Consider the following 18,328-nt stretch of genomic DNA (forward strand, 5'->3'; position numbering starts at 1 on the left):
TGTACTCGCTCACACCAACACAGTCAAGGCGGGTCGACACCGCCATGCGGATAGCCCTCTTCATCACCTGCGTCAACGACATCGCCTATCCCGCCACCGGCATCGCGGTCACCCGCATCCTGCGCCGGCTCGGCCACACGGTCGACTTCCCGACGGGCCAGACCTGTTGCGGGCAGATGCACGCCAACACGGGCTACCGGGCCGAGGCGATGCCGATGGTGCGCAACTACGTCGACGTCTTCGACGCGTACGACGCCGTCGTCGTGCCGTCCGGTTCGTGCACCGCGATGATCCGCGACCAGTACCCGCGGCTGCACCCGCCGGCCACGTCGGTGGCCGCCCGCACCTACGAGCTGTCCGAGCTGCTCGTCGACGTCCTCGGCGTCACCGACGTCGGCGCCGAGTTCCCGGAAACGGTGACCTACCACCCCACCTGCCACGGCCTGCGGCTACTCCGGCTGGGTGACCGGCCCCTGCGACTCCTGCGTCAGGTACGCGGGATCCGGCTGGTCGAGCTGGCCGACGCCGAGGAGTGCTGCGGTTTCGGCGGCACCTTCGCCCTGAAGAACCCGGACGTGTCCACCGCGATGCTCACCGACAAGTGCGCCCGGGTCGGCGAGACCGGAGCACGGGTGCTCGCCGCCGCCGACAACTCCTGCCTGGCGCACATCGGGGGCGGCCTCGACCGCCACCGCTCCGGCGTACGGGCCCTGCACTACGCCGAGATCCTCGCCGGGACGGGGGCCAACTCGTGACCAGGCCGGTCGCACCGGCCACCGGAGACGGGCGGATCCGCACGCCGCTGCCCTTCCCCACCGCGGCGAAGCCGGCCGTCGCCGACACGCAACTGCGGGCCAACCTGCACCGGGCCACCCGCACCATCCGCGGCAAGCGCGCCCGGGTCGTCGACGAGGTGCCCGACTGGGAGGCTCTGCGCGACGCCGGCGCCGCGATCAAGGCGGACGTCCAACGGCGGTTGCCGGAGTTGCTGGAGCAGTTCGAGGCGTCCGCCACCGCCGCCGGCGCCACCGTGCACTGGGCCCGGGACGCGGCCGAGGCCTGCCGGATCGTGGTCGAGCTGACCCGGGCCACCGGGGCCGACGAGGTCGTGAAGGTCAAGTCGATGGCCACCCAGGAGATCGAGCTCAACGAGGCCCTGGAGGCGGCCGGGATCACCGCGTACGAGACCGACCTGGCGGAGCTGATCGTGCAGCTCGGCGACGACACCCCCTCGCACATCCTGGTGCCGGCGATCCACTACAACCGGACACAGATCCGGGAGATCTTCCAGCGTCGCATGCCCGACGCGCCGGCCGACCTCAGCGACGAGCCGGCCGCCCTGGCCGAGGTGGCGCGCGCCCACCTGCGGCGACGGTTCCTCTCGGCCCGGGTCGCCGTGTCCGGCGCCAACTTCGCCATTGCCGACGCCGGCACGCTCGTGGTGGTGGAGTCCGAGGGCAACGGGCGGATGTGCCTCACCCTCCCGGAGACGCTGATCAGCGTCGTGGGCGTCGAGAAGCTGCTGCCGACCTTCACCGACCTGGAGGTCTTCCTGCAACTGCTCCCGCGGTCCTCGACCGGTGAGCGGATGAACCCGTACACCTCGATGTGGACGGGCGTCGCCCCCGGCGACGGCCCGCAGGCCGTACACGTCGTCCTTGTCGACAATGGCCGGTCCGCGGTGCTCGCCGACCCGGTCGGGCGGCCGGCGCTGTCCTGCATCCGCTGCTCCGCGTGCCTCAACGTCTGCCCGGTGTACGAGCGGGCCGGCGGGCACGCGTACGGCTCGGTGTACCCGGGGCCGATCGGCGCGATCCTGTCGCCCCAGTTGACCGGGGTGGCCGACAACGCGTCCCTGCCGTACGCGTCGACGCTCTGCGGCGCCTGTTACGACGTGTGCCCCGTGAAGATCAACATTCCGGAGATCCTGGTCCACCTCCGCCAGCAGGCGCCGCACCCACTCGCGGAACGGGCCGCCATGCGCGTCCTGTCCTGGGTGATGCGCAGCCCTCGACGCTGGGCCGCCGCCCTGCGGCTGGCCCGCACGGGCGCGGGTCCACTCGGCGCGTACCGCGAACGACGCACCGGCGCTCGAACGCTGCGCCGGCTGCCCTGGCCCGCCTCGGCGTGGACCCGTTCGCGGGACCTGCCGCTGCCCGCACCGCAGACCTTCCGGGAGTGGTGGGAGCAGCAGTGAACGCGCGCGACGAGATCCTGGCGCGGCTCCGGACGGCCCTGGCCGACAACCCGCCACCGGTGGCGGTGCCCCGCCGATACCGTCGGACCGACGACCGCTCCGACCTGGTCGAGGTTTTCGTCGACCGGCTGGAGGACTACCGGGCGACGGTCCACCGGGGCCTCGGCGCCCTGGCCGGGCTGCTGGCCGAGGTGGACCGGCTCGCCGTCCCCACCGATGTGCCCGCCGACTGGTTGGCCGGCTGTGCCGGGCAGGTGCGGCGCGACGCTCCCCCACTCGCACCGGCCGAGCTCGACGCCATGGACGCGGTCCTGACCGGTTGCGCAGTGGCGGTCGCCGACACGGGCACCATCATCCTCGACGCCGGCCCGACGCAGGGGCGGCGAGCGCTCACCCTGGTGCCCGACCGGCACATCTGTGTCGTCCGCGCTGACCAGGTCGTCGGCCTGCTACCGGAGGCGCTGACCCGCCTCGACGCACGCGCACCCCAGACCTGGATCTCCGGCCCGTCCGCGACCAGCGACATCGAGCTCAACCGGGTGGAGGGGGTGCACGGCCCCCGCCGACTGGAGGTCGTGCTGGTCGGTGTCGACGACGACCTCCCGGAGCACTGACGTCCTCGGCCGGGTCAGCATCGACGGCACCCCGGTCGACACCGTGCCGGTCGGGCGCGGCAGTGTCAACCGACGTCGAGGGGGACCTGTCGAGCGCGGGAGTCGGGACGGCCAGCGAGGATGCCGGCAAGGATCTCCGCGCCGTCGACCACCCTCGGGCCGGGGCGGTTGAAGTAGGCAGGCCCGTCGACCACCCACACCTGCCCCTGACGAACCGCGGGCAGGTCCGCCCAGGCGGGTTGCGCGGCCGCCACCGACAGCTCGTCGAAGGTGCGCTCGGGCGTGAACCCGCACGGCCCGAACACCACCACCTCGGGAGCCAGGTCGGCGACCACCGACCACCGCTGCGGGGTGCTATGCGCGCCCGGCCCGAGCAGCAGCGACCGCCCACCCGCATAGGCGATCTGCTCCGGCACCCAGTGCCCGCCGGGCATCAACGGGTCGAGCCACTCGACGAACAGCACCGTCGGCGCGCCGGTCACCGGTCCCGGCAACGCGGCGAGGCGACGCCCGGCGTCGGCTCGGATCTCCACCGCCCTGCCCTCGGTGTCCGTCAGCGCGGCCACGGCATCAACCGTGTCCAGGATCCCGTCGATGGTCCGCGCCTCCAGGGACACCACCCTGGTGTCGAGATCGATCAGGCGAACCGCGTCGTTGACCCGCTCATAGGAGACCGCGCAGACATCGCACAGATCCTGGGTCAGGATCAGATCCGGTTTCAGGGCCTCCAGCATGGCGACGTCGAGCTGGTACAGCGATGATCCCCGGTGCGCGTCGCCGGCGATCGCCGCCGAGATCTCCCGGCTCGTCAGGGCCTCCGGCAGGGACGTCGCCGTCACCGCCGGGACATCGGCCAGGGCCCCCGGCGGCCAGTCACACTCGTGGGTACGCCCGACCAGATGCCCGGTCAGGCCGAGCATGGCCACGATGTCCGTGGCCGCCGGCAGCAGGGAGACGATGCGCACACCCGCCTGCCTACCAGGCGCGACGTGCCACGTCCACTCTCCGGCAGCGAGGCCACGGCGGCCAGCAGCGGCCCCGCCATTCCGCGACCACCTGCCCGGCAGCCATGCTTGAGGTGTCGGGTACAGCTGGTTTATCGTCGTCGCGAGGTGTCATCGCGTCTGGCCGCAACGACGTTGTGGTGATGGAGGTGGCACGACATCAAGGAACGACAATGCCCGCGTCCCTGCACCACCTGATCATCCCCGTGTCTGATCGCGACGCTGCCGCCCACTACTTCAAGGGCCTGCTCGACCTCCGCGAACCCTGGGAGAACGGCTTCTTCCAATCGGTGCAACTCGATGATTCGGTTGTCATCAACTTCGCGGCCCCGCCGGTCGAGGTGCAGCCCCAGCACTACGCCTTCCTGGTGACCGACGAACTTTTCGACCGCATCAAGGCCCGCTTCGACAGCGAAGGTACGCCGTACACCGCCGACCCACCCGGAAAGCGGCCGTCGGAGGTCGGCGAGGTCAATCGTGACGGAACCGGCCGGCGACTGTATTTTCTTGGGCCGGACAAGCACATGCTCGAAGTGCTGACCGCTCGCTACAACGATGTGCCACAGCGATCTCGGCCGCTGTAGTCGCGCCGGTAGTCGCACCTGAGCCGTTGGGCTGACTCGGCGTCTCACGCAAGCCGCTTCTCGCGAACAGCCATGGCGGCCCTGCCAGCACGAGATGCTGTGCGGGGCCGCCAGCTCGGCAGCGACCCCATTCCGTCACGGCTGCGGCCGCCAACAACAACCTTCCCCGTCCAGGACGGGCGGTCAGGCCGAGTCGGAATACGCGAGGTGACTGCCGCAGTGCCGGCAGCGGAAGAGATAGGCGGTGACCGGGCCGGCCTTGCTCAGCGTTCGCAGATACCAGTCGCTGTCACCGGCCGACCAGCCAGACCCGGCCGACGTCAGCCGGAGGTGTTCCAGCGCGTCCGGGGTGGTCGCCAACTCGTTCGCCCGACCGCGCCATGGAACTCCGCCGCGTCTCGGCAATGGTGCAACCACTGCTCCTGCTGCCACCCCACCATCCTCGTCAGCCAGCACCCGCCGATCCTAGGTCGCCGCGAGCGGCCCACCTGAGCGCCGAACACCTGCCGCGTCAGCGGTCCCGGGGACGTCGTTCAGCTCTTTCGGTTCGGGTCGGTGAGAGCGTCCCAGTCGTCAGCGCTCGTGGGGAACGGCCCCCAGTGCGGCAGATAGAATGGTCGCCGTGGTGGATCGGCCACCGTGAACGGCTTGAACTCCGGATCCGCGATCACCCGATAGACGAACTCGGCCGTCGACATGTCGAATTGGTGCCACGGGTCGGTTTCCCGACGCGCGATCACCTGCCACCGGTCGGGCTCCACTGAGCGGTCCGCCAACCAGTAGTACTCTCCCTCGGTCTGATCACTGCCCCACTGGATCAGCCCCGACCCCTTGTCGGGCTCGTACATCTCGTAGGGGGCCCACAGCCGCGCGGACTCGTGCCCGGCCGCCCACTGCCGGAGGGAGGCCCACGTCGGAAGCAGCGGCTGCGCATAGTCGTCCGTGGGCCCTAGAAGGTCCAGGTACGCAGAGAACGCCCCCGGTACGAACCGTCGACACAGCTCCTTGAAGTCCGAAGGCAGCACCACGCCCAGCTCCGACTCCACCTGCTCCCAGCCAGCACCGTCCGCGGGCTCCTGGTGCCATCCGGTCACGTCGATGATTCGGTCGATCCACGTCAGCTGATCATCCACGGCCGGCAAAGTAACAGCACCCGGCCGGCGTCCTCCATCACCCGGTCAACGGATGGCGGTCGGCGACCTTGGCGGTCCTCGGCGCTGCGCGCCCGCCATGACACCACCCCGTAGCGACCGACCCGGCAGAAGCGGATTCACGAGGGCGACCTATTCGGCGATCATCCGGCGGGTGGCGATGGCGGCAGCGTGCAGCCTTTCGTCCGCGCGCATCTCGGCGTCAAAGTCGCCGATGTTCATGCCGACTCGGTGCCGGGAGGCCACGAATCGATCCAGCCGGTCGAGCACCGGTCGCGCGTGCGACCCCATCGCGGCGAAGACCCGCAGCCCATTGTGCTCGGCCAGCCAGGTCAGCACCGCTGGCGCGATCTGGTCTCGGCGGCCAGGTTGTTCGGGCCGGCCGGCGAGATACTGGTCGGCCACGGCCCGGTCCGATGTGACGCTGAGAAGGGCAAGCGTCGCGCACTGCGTCGGGTACCGCCGAAGCAGCGCTGCTGCGGCTGCGGCGGCTGGCCCGATCTGTCCGAGAACGTGGATCGCCCAGTCCGGGGTGTCGTTCTCGGCCCCTTCGAGTCGGTCAATGAGTTCCGGCACTGCGGCAGCGGCGGCCGGCCCGAACGCGGCCAGGACCCGCATCGGCAGGTCCGGCGTGCACGAATCCGGTAGCACGGCCAAGATCTGCCGGGCGGCGGCCACCGGGACCTGTGCATCGGCACCCGTCCGGGCAACCGCCTTGAACGCCTCAGCCAGACGCGGCTCGTCGCTGTTGGACAGCATCAGCCGGACCAGATGCGGCACCGCCCGGTGGTCGCCGACGCTGCCCAGCGCGGTAGCGGCCACCGCGCCGAACTCAGGATCGTCCAGCAGCCCCGCGAGCTCGTCGGCGGCCAGACGGGACGCGGTCAATGAAGCCGCCAACGTGTGCAGCGCCGCCGACCGCACCTCGGAGCTGTCGTCCCGCAGGAGGCCGGTCAGCATCGGCGTCAGCCGTGCGGGCGCGGCGCGCCGCTCACGCATCGCCGCGAGCGCCATCCGTACGCCTTCGAGCCTGACCTGTGGGCGCTCGGACCGGTTTGCCAGCCGTTCCGCCCAGGCGTAGCGGTCCAGCTCTCGATCGAGGCCGGTCAGCACGCGCGCCCAGCGCTCGCCGCCGGTCTCACTCTGCGAGGCGCGCGGCGCCTTTCCGGTGAGTCATGAACCTGATCTTCCCCCACGACCATCGCAGGGCGCAACGCCTGGTCCTGATCCGGGCCTACACCTGACCGACGGCCTCAGCGATGGCGAGGGTGTGCTGGTACTCGCGCCAGTGGGCCAGTTTGCCGTCCCGGGTCCGCAGCACCCCGATGAACGGCGCCGAGGCGGTTGTCCCCGTCTCTGTGTGAGTGCCGACCAGTTCATACTCGACCACGATCACCTCGGGGTCCGCGGTCTCGTGCACGACCACGTTACGACAGTCGTCGAACCGGACCGGGAACACCGCCTGGCTCCCTTGTGTGTACGCAAGCACCCGCTGCTTTCCCTCGGTACGTGTAGGGCGCCCGGGTGCGGCGAACGGTGTCTCGATCACCACGTCGTCGGTGAGCAGGTCGGCCTCGAAGGTGGGCTGGTTCGCGAGCCACTGGGCGCGCATGCTCTCGAAGATCGCTCTTGGTGTCACGGTCGTCCTCCCTGATAATGAGTCAGCACTCGACTTGTGCCGAGAATAGTGAGTGGAGACTCATTTTGGTAGAGGGTCCGCCGTTGCGCGTCGACGCGCAGCGCAACCGCGCACGCATCCTGGACGCCGCGGAGGCAGTCTTCGCCGAGTTCGGTCCCCGAGCCTCCACCGAGGAGGTGGCCCGGCGCGCCGGTGTCGCCATCGGTACGGTCTTCCGCCACTTCCCCACCAAGGACGACCTGCTCGCCGCGATCATGAAGCGACTGCTCGCACAGCTCGTCGAAGACGCCGCCCAGCGAGACCTGTTCGCCTTCTTTGCCCACCTGGTGGCACAGGCCGCGGCGAAGAAGACGGTCGTCGACCTGCTCGCCGGGTCCGGGGTGAACATCCGGCTGCCCGACGCGGTCGGTCACCTCGAGAAGGCGGTGGCCCGGCTGTTGGAACAGGCCCAGGCCGCCGGCTCCGTCGCCGCCCCGGTACGGCTACCCGAAGTGATGGCGCTCCTCGCCAGCGTCTGCCAAGGGGCCCTGCACGGTGGGTGGGACGAGCCTCTGCAGGCCCGTACGCTCGCGGTCGTCTTCGCTGGCCTGAAAGGCGCCTGACCGGCCGGCTGGTGGATCAGCACCCGGCGTGAGGGCCGGGCCGGGCCGGCGTACGCGTCGGTCGCCTCGTGTCAGCCCACGGGCGTCCCGTCCAGGATGCGCTGCATCTGATCGACCGGCAGGGCCGGGTTGGCCGCGGCGGCCTCGGCCAGTTCGGGATCATCGAGAAGCGCGACGATCCGCGGTGCGGGGAGCCGTGGGCTGCTGGCCATCGCCTGTCGCACGGAGGCGCTCGGGTCGGTGCTCAATCGATCGACGACTTCCGGGTTGGCGTGCGGATCGAGGGCGACGAGCCGTCGTACCGTCGGGTCGGGGTCGTCGGAGAAGCGGGCCAACCCGTTGGTGGGAAACTGCGGAAGCTCGCTCAACCGGTCCCGGCCGCAGCAGTGGTACTCGAGGAAGCAGCGCAGCAGCAGCGCGGGCGGCGCGGCCAGGTGATGCTGGGCGAGCAGGACCCGTACGCCCAGGTCGGGGTCCTCGGCGAGGATGTCGACGAGGTCCGGCGGCAACTCGGAGTTTCGGGCCGCGCGGCGGCGGAGCAGCGGGTTGACCGAGCGTGCCCAGCGCAGCGCATCGGTGAGTTCCGGCGCGGCGCCGTCGGTATAGGGGATCTCGCGGCAACGTACGTCCGCGGAGCCAAAGTGGCCGTCGTCCGGCACCGTGGTCACGTCGATGTCGATGCTGGCCCGCTGCGGTTCGCTGAGGCCGGGATGGGTGGAGACCGCGGTTCGGACCTCGACCGTCGGGTCGGTGGAGAGCCGGACAAGCTGGTCGCCGCTCAGGTCAACGCGGCCGGCCAATCCCTGCCGAACCGACGGGTCGGGGTGGCGCAGCAGCGTCTCGACCACGTCCGGTGGGACGCTCGGGTTCTCGGCCATCACCCGCAGCGCGGCCGCGTCGCCGCTGGCGAGCACCTGATCGACAAGCGCCGGGGACAGTGGACGCTGAAGCACGTACCAGAATGCGTGACAGTGCTGGTCCGGCAGATCCGCAGGCTCCATCACCTGGTGGCGGCGCGCGTCGGACGCCACGGCGACCGCCCGCACCTCGGGCGCCTCATCCTCCAGCAGCGCCCGGCGCGACCGCTCGTCCAGCCAGATCGCGGAGCCGGCCACGTACCGGCGCACACCCGGCCGAGGGTGCACGGCGGCCAGCCGGATCAGACGTCGGTCGTACCCCATCGCGCCGAACAACTCGTCGATCAACTCCTCGCGGCTGAACGGCACGTCGGAGGGGGGATCGTCGAGTCCGGTCAACAACCTGACCAGCACGTCGTCCGGCAGCGGTGCCTGACCGGGTCGGCCGAACGCGCGAAGTCTCACCCGCCACGCCGGGTCGGCCAGCAGGTGGGCACGCGCCAGGGGGTCGACCTGCGGGTGGCTGGCGAGCGCGCCGCGGATCGTGGGTGAGGGATGACGCAGCATCGCGTCCCGCACCGGCGGCAGCAGCTCGCGGCGGCGTCGCAGCCCCTCGCATGCCTGCTCCGGCCACATCTCCACCAGCCGCAGCAGCACGTCGATCGGCGCTGCCGGATTCCTCGCCAGCCCGGCCAACAGCGACGAGGGAGACGAAAACCGATCCGAAGAAGCAGCACCGACCATCAACCGCACGCTACGCCCACGTCCATCGTCGCGGCATCCGCTCATCGGGAGAGCAGGCGCCGCCCGACCGCTCAGGTATAGGCACCGTGCCCATACTCGTCGCGGGTGACCTGGAAGTCATCGGGCCTCGTCCGCCGGAGAAGCTCGTACCGGTCCCCGAAGAGGTCAATCGCTTGCCGGAGGCTGCATTCCTCGGCCCGACAGATCGCCTGCAACGCCAGGATGATCCGTTGTTGCACGATGAGGTCGTCGATCGACTGCCAGGCGTCCACGCGGCCATCCTGCGGGACGACCATCAGCGTGGCAATCGGCGGATGAAGGATCCCTGATTCCACAAGCGACGTGAGTTCGCCGGGCCGGGTGGGAGCCTAGGTGCCGTCTTCTTCTTCTGGACTTCCTGCCTGATCGAGTAGGGCCGTCAGCGTCTGCAACGATTGTTCGTCGAAGATGGGGGTGACGATGTCGCCAAATCTGCGTTCTCCAAGCTTCCCGCGGAGGTCACGGAGTCGAGCGATATCGAAACCGGCCTGGGGAACGCCGATTTCGAGCCGTATCGCGAGGGCCTGGCAATGCAAGGTCACTGCCTCGGCGAATCCACCTGCTTCGGTACGCAGGGTCGCGAGCTCGCTGATTGAGCTCGCCATGCCAGCCCGATTGCCTAGTTCCTCGTCGATGGTCAGCGATTGCTGATAGCGGCGATCGGCCTCGGCGTAGTCGCCCCGAAGGTGGGCGAGAATGCCGAGCTGACCGTGGCTGCTGGCCATGCCAGCTCGATTACCCAGCTCCTCGTTGATGGTCAGCGATTGCAGGTAGCGGCGCTCGGCCTCGGCGTAGTCGCCCCGATCCTGGGCGAGGATGCCAAGCTGGTGGAAGCTGCTGGCCACGCCCACCCGATTACCCAGCTCCTCGTCGATAATCAGCGATTGCTGATAGCGGCGCTCGGCCTCGGCGTAGTCGCCCCGAAGGTGGGCGAGGATGCCGCGCTGACCGTAGCTGCTGGCCATGCCAGCCCGATTACCCAGCTCCTCGTTGATGGTCAGCGATTGCAGGTAGCGGCGATCGGCCTCGGCGTAGTCGCCCCGATCCTGGGCGAGGATGCCAAGCTGGTGGAAGCTGCTGGCCATGCCAGCCCGATTACCCAGCTCCTCGTTGATGGTCAGCGATTGCAGGTAGCGGCGCTCGGCCTCGGCGTAGTCGCCCCGAAGCTGGGCGAGGATGCCAAGCTGGTGGAAGCTGCCGGCCACGCCCGCCCGGTCGCCCAACTCCTCGTCGATGGTCAGCGATTGCTGATAGCGGCCATCGGCCTCGGCGTAGTCGCCCCGATCATTGGCAAGGATCCCGAGCTGGTGGTAGCTGCTGGACATGCTGGCCCGGTCGCCCAGCTCCTCGTTGATGCTCAGCGATTGCAGGTAGCGGCGCTCGGCCTCGGCGTAGTCGCCCCGGCGCTGGGCGAGGATGCCGAGCTGGTGGTAGCTGGTGGCCATGCCGGCCCGGTCGCCCAGCTCCTCGTTGATGGTCAACGATTGCAGGTAGCGGCGCTCGGCCTCGGCGTAGTCGCCCCGAAGGTGGGCGAGGATGCCGAGCTGACCGTAGCTGTCGGCCATGCCCAGCCGGTTACCCAGCTCCTCTTTGATGGTCAGCGATTGCTGATAGCCGCGATCGGCCTCGGCGTAGTCGCCCCGATCCTGGGCGAGGATGCCAAGCTGGTGGAAGCTGCTGGCCATGCCGGCCCGGTCGCCCAGCTCCTCGTTGATGGTCAACGATTGCAGGTAGCGGCGCTCGGCCTCGGCGTAGTCGCCCCGGCGCTGGGCGACTACGCCGAGCTGCTGGTACCAGGCCGGGCGGCGGGGGGAGTTTTCTGGAAGCCAGCGAAGGGTGTCGTAGATGAGGCTGACTTCTCGGTCCCATGCCCCCCACTCGTCGAGTTGGCCGCAGATGCGCTTAGTGATGGTTCCGGCGGTTTCTAGATCATCGATGGCCAGCAGGTGATGACGGGTTTCGTCGAGGTCGTGGAGGTCGTCGAACCGATCTTGCGGCCAGGTCTCGACGCGCCACCGCCAGAATGTCGCGGCGGCGTGGTGAGCGGCGGTGACCAGCCCGGGGTGGTGGTGCGGACCGTGGTCGGTATTCCAGTGACGATGCAGTTCGGTGGCGGTCCAGCGGTGCATCACCACCCGGCCGTCATCGACGATGGCGATCAGACTGGTCGTGGCGAGTTGCCGGACTAACTCCGTCATGCCCGGTGGTGCGGCGAACGGGGGCTGAGGCGGTTGGCGTGCCTTTTCGATTAGCTGGGCGAGACGTTCGCCGTCTGCCGGGGTCAGCGGACTGTCCTGCCCGAGTGCCTCCGTTAGCCCGTACAGATCGAGTCCGTATCGCGACAGCAGGTCACTTATCTGCGCGGCTGCCTCTGTCATGCCGTGGGGCTGCGCTTCCAGATCGGCATCCGGGTCCGCGACGCCCACCTGGAACAGCAGCCCGTTGACGTCGACTGGTTCGCGGTAGACGCTGATCCCGGCCAGCAGCCGGACCGCGCCCTCGATGGGGTCGAGGCGGGTCAGGTGCTCGGTAAGCAGGACATCGTCGGCGGCCAGCGTGACCGTGTCGGCCAGCGCCGCGTCCAAGGTGCGCTGTTGGGCGAGCCACGCGGCCGTGTCGGCGGGACCGAGCCGTGTTTCGACGGCCTGGCGTAGGCGTCGGGTGATGTCGGAGAAGCGGCCCTGTCCCGCAGGGTCGCCGCCGCTGCTGGGCAGCAGCGCGTCGAGGTACTCCAAGGCCCTGGGGTGTCCACCGACTGTCTGCCAGATGCGCTGCTGCGCGTCGACATCGGCGGCGTGCCGGTCCAGGCGGGGCAGCGACCACAGCAGCTTCCGGGCCTCGGCCAAGCTCAGCGGAGGCACCTGATAAGGATGCAGCCGTTCGGCGGCCGGGTCGGGTAGCCCGAACCGGTAGCGGCTGGTGATCAACAGCCGGCTACGGCCGGGGCTGACCAACCAGGCGGCCAGCAACCCTGCCAGCCCCGGATCCGCGATCGACCAACCGGCGTCAATGCCGCTGTCCTGGATCAGGTTGTCCTCGAAGTTGTCCAGCACCACCAGGATCCTCGTGCCGGCCAGGACCTGATCGCGCAACAGAGCGAACCGGTCGGACCAGGGCAGATCCACCCGGCCGGCCGCCTGCACCGCAACCATCGGCGGGCCGGTGAACTGTTCCCGCAGCACCAACTCTCGACGGGCCGCGTCGGCGAGCGCGGTCAGCAGCCCGTCGACGGTGACCGGCCCGGTCACGGTGACCAGACGCCAGTCCGACGATGTGTCCAGCAGCCGGCGGACCACCTCGGCGGCCAGGGTGGTCTTCCCGACCCCACCGATACCGTGCAGCAGCACCGCCGTACCGGTGCCGTCAGTGAGGAGACCGGGCAGGGTGCGCTGGGCGTGCCGGCGACCGACGAACTGCCCGACCGGCCGGGCGAGTAGGCCGCCCAGGTCCGGCACGGTCTCCGCGCGAGCTTCGGCTGGTGCGGCGCCGTCCGCGACGGTCACCGACGGTGCGGCGGCCAGCACGCTGACCACACTCCACTCGTCCATGCCCGCAACCGCCTGGATCAGCGGGTCCGGGGCGGTCGCGAGGTCTCGTTGCACGCGCCGACGGGCCTGTGCCACCGCCGCGACCACGTCCGGCCGCGCCGAAGCTGCCAGCTCGGCGTACACGGCGGCGAACAATCTCGTGGCGTACGCGTCGGTGACCGAGGTCTGCGTCGCGATCACCGCGCCCGCGCCCCGCCGGGCCATCCTGGCGGCGAACGACCCCGCGCCGTCCTCGCCGTCGGCATCGGTGTAGCAGGCGGCCAGTGAGATCACCCGCGGCATCCGGCCCTCCGGGATCGCCTCCGCCATCAGGGTCTCCGGATCCACCGACCGGGAACGACCCTGCTCGTCCTCCAGGTGCAGGATGCCCGGCGCACCGTGCGCGGACAGATGCAACACGTGCGTGGTGTCCTCGGCCAGCACCGCACGGATGGCCGCCGTCGTGGCGAACGGCAGGATCCGCACCACCGCCCGGCTGCGGTGCGCCCCGTGCACCGCGTCCAGGACGCTGCCCAACTCCCGCTCGTAATCCAGCAGCGGACCACCGCCGGACTCCGGCGACGCGATCGCCACCACGATCCGCAACGGACCCGGCGCCGCTGCCGACCGGGAACCCGCCGCCTCCACCCTCCGATACACCGACACCAGCTCGTGCAGCACCATCGGACGGCCGGTCACCGGCTCCGGCAACGCCTCCCACGGCAGCCACCACCAGTCCGGCGCCTGCACCCCCACCCGCACCGGCACATACTCCCGCTGCGCCCGGCGGATCACCCGGGCCAGCGCCTGTGCCACCGTGACCGGCAGAAACGATTCCGCCAACAGCTCACCGGCGCGCCGCAACGACACCACACCGGCGGCCTGGCCGGCGGCAGCGAGATCACGCGTCACCACACGGCGGCGAGCGCGTTCCCGACGTACGTCCTGCAACGCGTTGGCCAGGCCGGGCGACACACCACGGTGTGCCGCCGTCACATCCTGTCCACACCCCGACAGGCGCACCTGCGACTGCGACACCGTCAGCACCAGGTCCAGCAGCCCATTCGCCGGCACCGTCTCCTCGACGACGACCGACGCCACCCCATCCAGCAGCGTGGACAGGTCTTCAACCCGGGACACCCACACCGCACCTGCCAACCAGCCGTCCTGCGAGTTGTAGCGGCCGGAGACGACGCCAACCACCGCCCGGTCGGACGCCCGCAGCACCGGCGCACCGCTCATACCGGGCATTACCGCGTCCGCCTGCAGACGCGACCACAACACGCCGTCCCGCAACGCCGGGCCACGCCAGTGGCCCCCCGCGGTCAGCAGCTCGTACTCGTGCCCGTCGTCCTCGACCGTCGGATAGCCGGCCGTCGTCACCGGCTCGTTGTCCCGCACCCCGTCGGAGGCGACCACCTGCGACACAGACCCCGCCAGCGGCTGCTCGGCACGCAGGACCGCCAGGTCGTGCACCTCGTCGACGCGTTGCACCGTGGCGTCCCACCCCGCACGGCCGCCGACGGGCCCGATCCGCACCACGGATCCCACCGCCGCCGCACCGATCTCCGCGAGAACGTGGTGGGCGGTGACCAGCACAGCTGACTCGACCTGGAAACACGTGCCGACAGGTACCGCATCGTCAGCAGCGACCCAGCCGAGAAAGTCGTACCCGGCCACCCGCACGGTCATGACGCGCCGTCCTGCGCTTCCTCGGCGTCGGTGTCGGCGTCGTCCGGGTCCGCTTCCCCCGGCCCTCGAAGCGCACGGTCAGCAGTTGCGCCATAAATGATCTTCACCTTCAGTGACGCCTCGCCCGAGGCGCCGGCGACGATCACGTCACCTTTGGCCGACACCTTCAGCCCGAACTCGACCTCCACCGACTCCGGGCTACCGACGCGGCGCGTGACCCGGCCAACCATCCGCGCCGTCGACACCGCGATCTCCTCCACCGCCGACTGCGCCCGTTCGAACGCACCCGCCGCATAGTCCACGGCCCGATCAACGCGCTCACGTGCCGACGTCTGCTGGGAACCACCCACCGGCACGACCTCGACGAGTACCTCGACCGCCCCCACCCGCACCGCAACCGTCTGCGCCACCCAGACTCCTTCGCCGAAAAATGGTAGGAACCATCTGACCAGCAAGCGGAAACACCCAGATAAAGATTAGATAGAGGCTAGGCAGCGGTCAAAACGAAGCACACAACACCAAACACCCAACGCCCCAGACGAACGAAAATATGTCAGCCATCCGACAATCAATTTTCAATCCACGAGAGAGTCCAATTACAAATTCAACAAATTGGACAGATCGAACCTAAGAGGACGCATCGAGCGTCGTGAGCGCCCGCACCATGGCAGAGGTTCGGCGAGTTGGCGACGTGACTCAGGTGGCGGTAAAGATCACTGAGCGGTCCGCTTTAGCGGCTCGGTCGTAGAACGCCTGCACGTCAGCGAAGTTGCTCCAGGTGTACTCGAAATCGTCGTCGTCCTGGGCCCCGTCGTAGTCGCTGCCGTCGATCGCATCGAAGCGGAGGCGTAGCCAGACTCGGTCGATGGTTCGCAGGGCCTCGGCCACATCCCGGACCTCGGCGGCGCTGACGTACACGACGTAATAGTCATCGTGGAGGTGCCGGCCACCGAGCACCGCGTGGGACAACGGATACGGGCCACCGTCCGGGTCGAGCGTGCCATCGGTCAGGCAGCGGTGGATGGCGTCCCAGGCTTTGTCGGTGTCAACCCTGAAGGTGTCGTCGTACCAAGACTCCTCGATCTCCTCAAGGAACTCGCCCACCCTGTCGTCGTCGGCCGCCAGCAGCGAGCGCTCCTGCTCGGACGTAATGGCGAAGTGCACCCCCAACATGCCGGCGATCGTACGGGAGGGGTGCGACGTTGACTCGGAGCCAGGAAGGCGCAACGCTGTGGAAGCGCTCCCATCGTCGAGCTCCTATGCGAAAGGAATGCTCGTGCGTCCCACCACCACCGTTCTACTCCCAGTCGTGCTCGCCACGGCCCTCGGCGGTCTGGCCCTGCCGGAGCCCGCCCTGGCCGCGGCCGGCCCGGCACTCACCGTCGACACCACCGCCGCCCGACACCAGATCAGCCCGTACGTCTACGGCATGAACTTCGCCGACGAGGCTCTCGCCCGCGACCTGCGGCTGCCCGTGCACCGCTACGGCGGCAACGCCACCACCCGCTACAACTTCCGTGCCGACACCACCAACCGCGCCGCGGACTGGTACTTCGAGAACATCCCCAACGACAACCCCAGTCCGGACGACCTCCCGGAGGGCTCGGAGTCCGACCGGTTCGTGCAGCAGAACAAGGCCACCGGCGCTGCCACGGTCATGACCATGCCGATGCTCGGCTGGATCGCCAAGGACCGGTCGCGGGCGTGTGGCTTCAGCGTCGCCAAGTACGGCCCGCAGCAGTCCACCGACACCTGGGCACCGGACTGCGGCAACGGCATCAAGCCGGACGGGTCACCGGTCACCGGCAACGACCCGGAGGACACCAGCGTCGCCGTCGGTGCGGAGTACGCCACCGACTTCGTCAACCATCTCAAGGGGCAGTTCGGCGCTGCCGCCGACGGTGGGGTCCAGTTCTACAACCTGGACAACGAACCGGACCTGTGGCACTCCACCCACCGCGACGTCCGCCCGACCGGGCTGGGCTACGACGAGCTACGCGACCGCACCTACGAGTACGCCGCCGCGATCAAGGCTGCCGACCCGGGCGCGAAGACACTCGGTCCCGTCGGCTGGGGCCTGAACTCGATCCTCTTCTCGGGCCTCGACCAGGACACCTGCTCGCGTACCGGCTGCTGGTCGAACCCGCCGGACAAGGCCGCGCACGGCGGCCAGGACCTCGGCCCGTGGTACCTGGACCGGATGCGCGAGTACGAGCAGCAGCACGGCACCCGCATCCTCGACTACTTCGACGTCCACCTCTACCCGCAGCAGGCCGGCGTGTTGGGCGAGGCCGCCGGCGACGCCAACACCCAGGCGTTGCGGCTGCGCTCGACCCGCCAGCTCTGGGACCCGACCTACGTGGACGAGAGCTGGATCAACAGTCCGGTCCGGTACATTCCGCGACTGCGCGAGCTGGTCGACCAGCACTACCCGGGTACGAAGGTCGCGATGACCGAGTACAACTGGGGCGCCTTCGGGTCGCTCAACGGCGCGCTCGCCCAGGCTGACGTTCTCGGCATCTTCGGCCGCGAAGGGCTCGACCTGGCCACCCTCTGGACCGCACCCACGGCCGACCAGCCGGTGGCCAACGCCTTCCGCGTCTACCGCAACTACGACGGCAAGGGCGGCGCGTTCGGCGAGACCTCCGTCCGGGCGACAAGCGCCGACCAGGGCAAACTGGCCGTGTACGCCGCCGAGCGCAGCGCCGACAAGGCGCTCACCCTGGTCGTCGTCAACAAGACCGGCGACGACCTGACCAGCCCGGTCGCCCTCACCGGCGCCTCCGCCAGCACCGCCCAGGTCTACCGCTACAGCGGGGCGAACCTCGCCGGCGTCGTCCGGGAGGCCGACCTGCCGGTGACCGCCAGCGGCCTCACGGCCACGTTCCCGGCCAACTCGATCACCCACCTGGTGCTGCCCCGCAGCACCACGCCCAGCGACACCCAGGCGCCGACCGTCCCGGGTAAGCCGACCGCCGGCACGATCACCGGCGACAGCGTCGCGCTGTCCTGGACGCCGTCCACCGACGACACCGCCGTCACCGGCTACGACGTGCACCGGGTCGACACCACCGGCCCCGTGAAGGTGGGCAGCGCCACCGGCACCACGTTCACCGTGACCGGGCTGACGCCGGACACCCCGTACACCTTTGTGGTGACCGCCCGCGACGCGGCGGGCAACGTCTCGGCGGCCTCGCCCGGCCTGGCCGTGCGGACCGCGCCCACCGCCCCGGCCGGCGGTTGCACGGTCGGCTACACGGCGAACAGCTGGCCGGGCGGCTTCACCGCGTCCGTGACGGTCAAGAACACCGGCACCACCGCGATCGACGGCTGGAAACTCGGCTTCGACTTCCCCACCACCGGCCAGAAGGTCGATCAGGGCTGGTCGGCCACCTGGAAACAGAGCGGCACGAGCGTCACCGCGGACAGCATGAGTTGGAACGGCAAGCTCGCCCCCGGTGCGTCCACCAGCATTGGCTTCAACGGCACGTGGAGCGGCACCAACCCGGCGCCGACCGCCTTCAGCCTCAACGGTCAACGCTGCGGGTGACCTGAGAGAGCCCCCGCCGGACCACGCCGGCGGAGCAGGCCGGGGGTCCGGGGTGCAGCACCGCCGGCGGCCGACCTGGTCGGCGAGAATCCGCCGGCGAACATCCCGGGCGCCTGACCGTCGGTCAC

15 protein-coding genes and 1 pseudogene are annotated in these 18,328 nt (G+C 69.8%); 6 read left to right on the forward strand and 10 right to left on the reverse strand.

Going from position 1 to position 18,328, the window contains the following annotated elements; genetic code table 11:
* The first annotated feature begins 44 nt into the window (after positions 1-44).
* The 3 genes from AB0O48_RS24335 to AB0O48_RS24345 are packed head-to-tail and all read left to right on the forward strand — an operon-like array spanning position 45 to position 2,811.
* Positions 45-755, forward strand: a complete 711-nt coding sequence (locus tag AB0O48_RS24335; protein WP_365068501.1) for a (Fe-S)-binding protein — start codon at positions 45-47, stop codon at positions 753-755.
* Entirely contained in the window at positions 752-2,197 is a 1,446-nt protein-coding gene (locus tag AB0O48_RS24340) for a LutB/LldF family L-lactate oxidation iron-sulfur protein (RefSeq protein WP_365068503.1), read from the forward strand. The genes AB0O48_RS24335 and AB0O48_RS24340 overlap by 4 nt, the downstream gene beginning before the upstream one ends.
* On the forward strand, positions 2,194-2,811 hold the full coding sequence (locus tag AB0O48_RS24345; RefSeq protein WP_357250253.1) for an LUD domain-containing protein: 618 nt from the start codon (positions 2,194-2,196) through the stop codon (positions 2,809-2,811). Before AB0O48_RS24340 ends, AB0O48_RS24345 begins: the two co-directional genes overlap by 4 nt.
* A gap of 65 nt (positions 2,812-2,876) precedes the next feature.
* Here AB0O48_RS24345 and AB0O48_RS24350 read toward each other — a convergent pair whose 3' ends face one another.
* The gene (locus AB0O48_RS24350; protein WP_365068505.1) at positions 2,877-3,776 is read right to left on the reverse strand and encodes an ABC transporter substrate-binding protein; all 900 of its coding nucleotides are present in this window, start codon (positions 3,774-3,776) and stop codon (positions 2,877-2,879) included.
* Between the two features lie 212 nt (positions 3,777-3,988).
* Between AB0O48_RS24350 and AB0O48_RS24355 the strand changes: the two genes are divergently transcribed.
* Positions 3,989-4,399, forward strand: a complete 411-nt coding sequence (locus tag AB0O48_RS24355) for a VOC family protein (protein ID WP_365068507.1) — start codon at positions 3,989-3,991, stop codon at positions 4,397-4,399.
* A 183-nt stretch (positions 4,400-4,582) separates the two neighbouring features.
* On the opposite strand, the pseudogene AB0O48_RS24360 reads toward AB0O48_RS24355, so the two are convergent.
* The 4 genes and pseudogenes from AB0O48_RS24360 to AB0O48_RS24375 all read right to left on the reverse strand — a co-directional run bounded on the left by AB0O48_RS24360 (position 4,583) and on the right by AB0O48_RS24375 (position 7,189).
* Positions 4,583-4,839: pseudogene (locus AB0O48_RS24360) on the reverse strand (CbrC family protein).
* 93 nt (positions 4,840-4,932) lie between these two features.
* Positions 4,933-5,532 (reverse strand): hypothetical protein, encoded by a 600-nt coding sequence (locus AB0O48_RS24365; RefSeq protein WP_357250262.1) that lies wholly within the window; start codon positions 5,530-5,532, stop codon positions 4,933-4,935.
* Positions 5,533-5,682: 150 nt separating this feature from the next.
* Positions 5,683-6,663, reverse strand: coding sequence for a HEAT repeat domain-containing protein (locus tag AB0O48_RS24370; RefSeq protein WP_365068509.1), 981 nt, complete (start codon positions 6,661-6,663; stop codon positions 5,683-5,685).
* Positions 6,664-6,784: 121 nt separating this feature from the next.
* The gene (locus tag AB0O48_RS24375) at positions 6,785-7,189 is read right to left on the reverse strand and encodes a nuclear transport factor 2 family protein (protein WP_357250268.1); all 405 of its coding nucleotides are present in this window, start codon (positions 7,187-7,189) and stop codon (positions 6,785-6,787) included.
* An 83-nt stretch (positions 7,190-7,272) separates the two neighbouring features.
* Between AB0O48_RS24375 and AB0O48_RS24380 the strand changes: the two genes are divergently transcribed.
* Complete coding sequence (locus tag AB0O48_RS24380; protein WP_357250271.1) at positions 7,273-7,791, forward strand: helix-turn-helix domain-containing protein; 519 nt, start codon at positions 7,273-7,275, stop codon at positions 7,789-7,791.
* Positions 7,792-7,862: 71 nt separating this feature from the next.
* Here the strand turns inward: AB0O48_RS24380 and AB0O48_RS24385 are convergent, their stop codons facing one another.
* The 5 genes from AB0O48_RS24385 to AB0O48_RS24405 form a co-directional block, all read right to left on the reverse strand.
* A complete protein-coding gene (locus AB0O48_RS24385; protein WP_365068512.1) occupies positions 7,863-9,392 on the reverse strand; it encodes a hypothetical protein in 1,530 nt (509 codons plus the stop codon).
* Positions 9,393-9,463: 71 nt separating this feature from the next.
* Entirely contained in the window at positions 9,464-9,664 is a 201-nt protein-coding gene (locus AB0O48_RS24390) for a hypothetical protein (protein WP_357250276.1), read from the reverse strand.
* Positions 9,665-9,760: 96 nt separating this feature from the next.
* Positions 9,761-14,650 carry a tetratricopeptide repeat protein gene (locus AB0O48_RS24395; protein WP_365068514.1) on the reverse strand — a complete coding sequence of 1,630 codons (4,890 nt, stop codon included), beginning with the start codon at positions 14,648-14,650 and terminating at the stop codon, positions 9,761-9,763.
* On the reverse strand, positions 14,647-15,060 hold the full coding sequence (locus AB0O48_RS24400; protein ID WP_365068516.1) for a CU044_2847 family protein: 414 nt from the start codon (positions 15,058-15,060) through the stop codon (positions 14,647-14,649). The genes AB0O48_RS24395 and AB0O48_RS24400 overlap by 4 nt, the downstream gene beginning before the upstream one ends.
* Positions 15,061-15,346: 286 nt before the next feature.
* A complete protein-coding gene (locus tag AB0O48_RS24405; RefSeq protein WP_357250288.1) occupies positions 15,347-15,823 on the reverse strand; it encodes a YfbM family protein in 477 nt (158 codons plus the stop codon).
* A 97-nt stretch (positions 15,824-15,920) separates the two neighbouring features.
* Here AB0O48_RS24405 and AB0O48_RS24410 point away from each other — a divergent pair, with 97 nt between their 5' ends.
* Positions 15,921-18,200 carry a glycoside hydrolase family 44 protein gene (locus tag AB0O48_RS24410; protein WP_365068519.1) on the forward strand — a complete coding sequence of 760 codons (2,280 nt, stop codon included), beginning with the start codon at positions 15,921-15,923 and terminating at the stop codon, positions 18,198-18,200.
* The last annotated feature ends 128 nt before the right edge of the window (positions 18,201-18,328 follow it).

This window comes from Micromonospora sp. NPDC085948 (genome assembly GCF_040686315.1).
Classification (GTDB): Bacteria; Actinomycetota; Actinomycetes; order Mycobacteriales; family Micromonosporaceae; genus Micromonospora.

What these genes read in the sequence shown, in the direction of transcription:
- AB0O48_RS24395 (WP_365068514.1), bottom strand. Translation starts at nt 14,650, where the DNA reads ATGACCGTGCGGGTGGCCGGGTACGACTTTCTCGGCTGGGTCGCTGCT.
- AB0O48_RS24385 (WP_365068512.1), bottom strand. Translation starts at nt 9,392, where the DNA reads ATGGTCGGTGCTGCTTCTTCGGATCGGTTTTCGTCTCCCTCGTCGCTG.
- AB0O48_RS24355 (WP_365068507.1), top strand. Translation starts at nt 3,989, where the DNA reads ATGCCCGCGTCCCTGCACCACCTGATCATCCCCGTGTCTGATCGCGAC.
- AB0O48_RS24335 (WP_365068501.1), top strand. Translation starts at nt 45, where the DNA reads ATGCGGATAGCCCTCTTCATCACCTGCGTCAACGACATCGCCTATCCC.
- AB0O48_RS24410 (WP_365068519.1), top strand. Translation starts at nt 15,921, where the DNA reads ATGCTCGTGCGTCCCACCACCACCGTTCTACTCCCAGTCGTGCTCGCC.
- AB0O48_RS24405 (WP_357250288.1), bottom strand. Translation starts at nt 15,823, where the DNA reads ATGTTGGGGGTGCACTTCGCCATTACGTCCGAGCAGGAGCGCTCGCTG.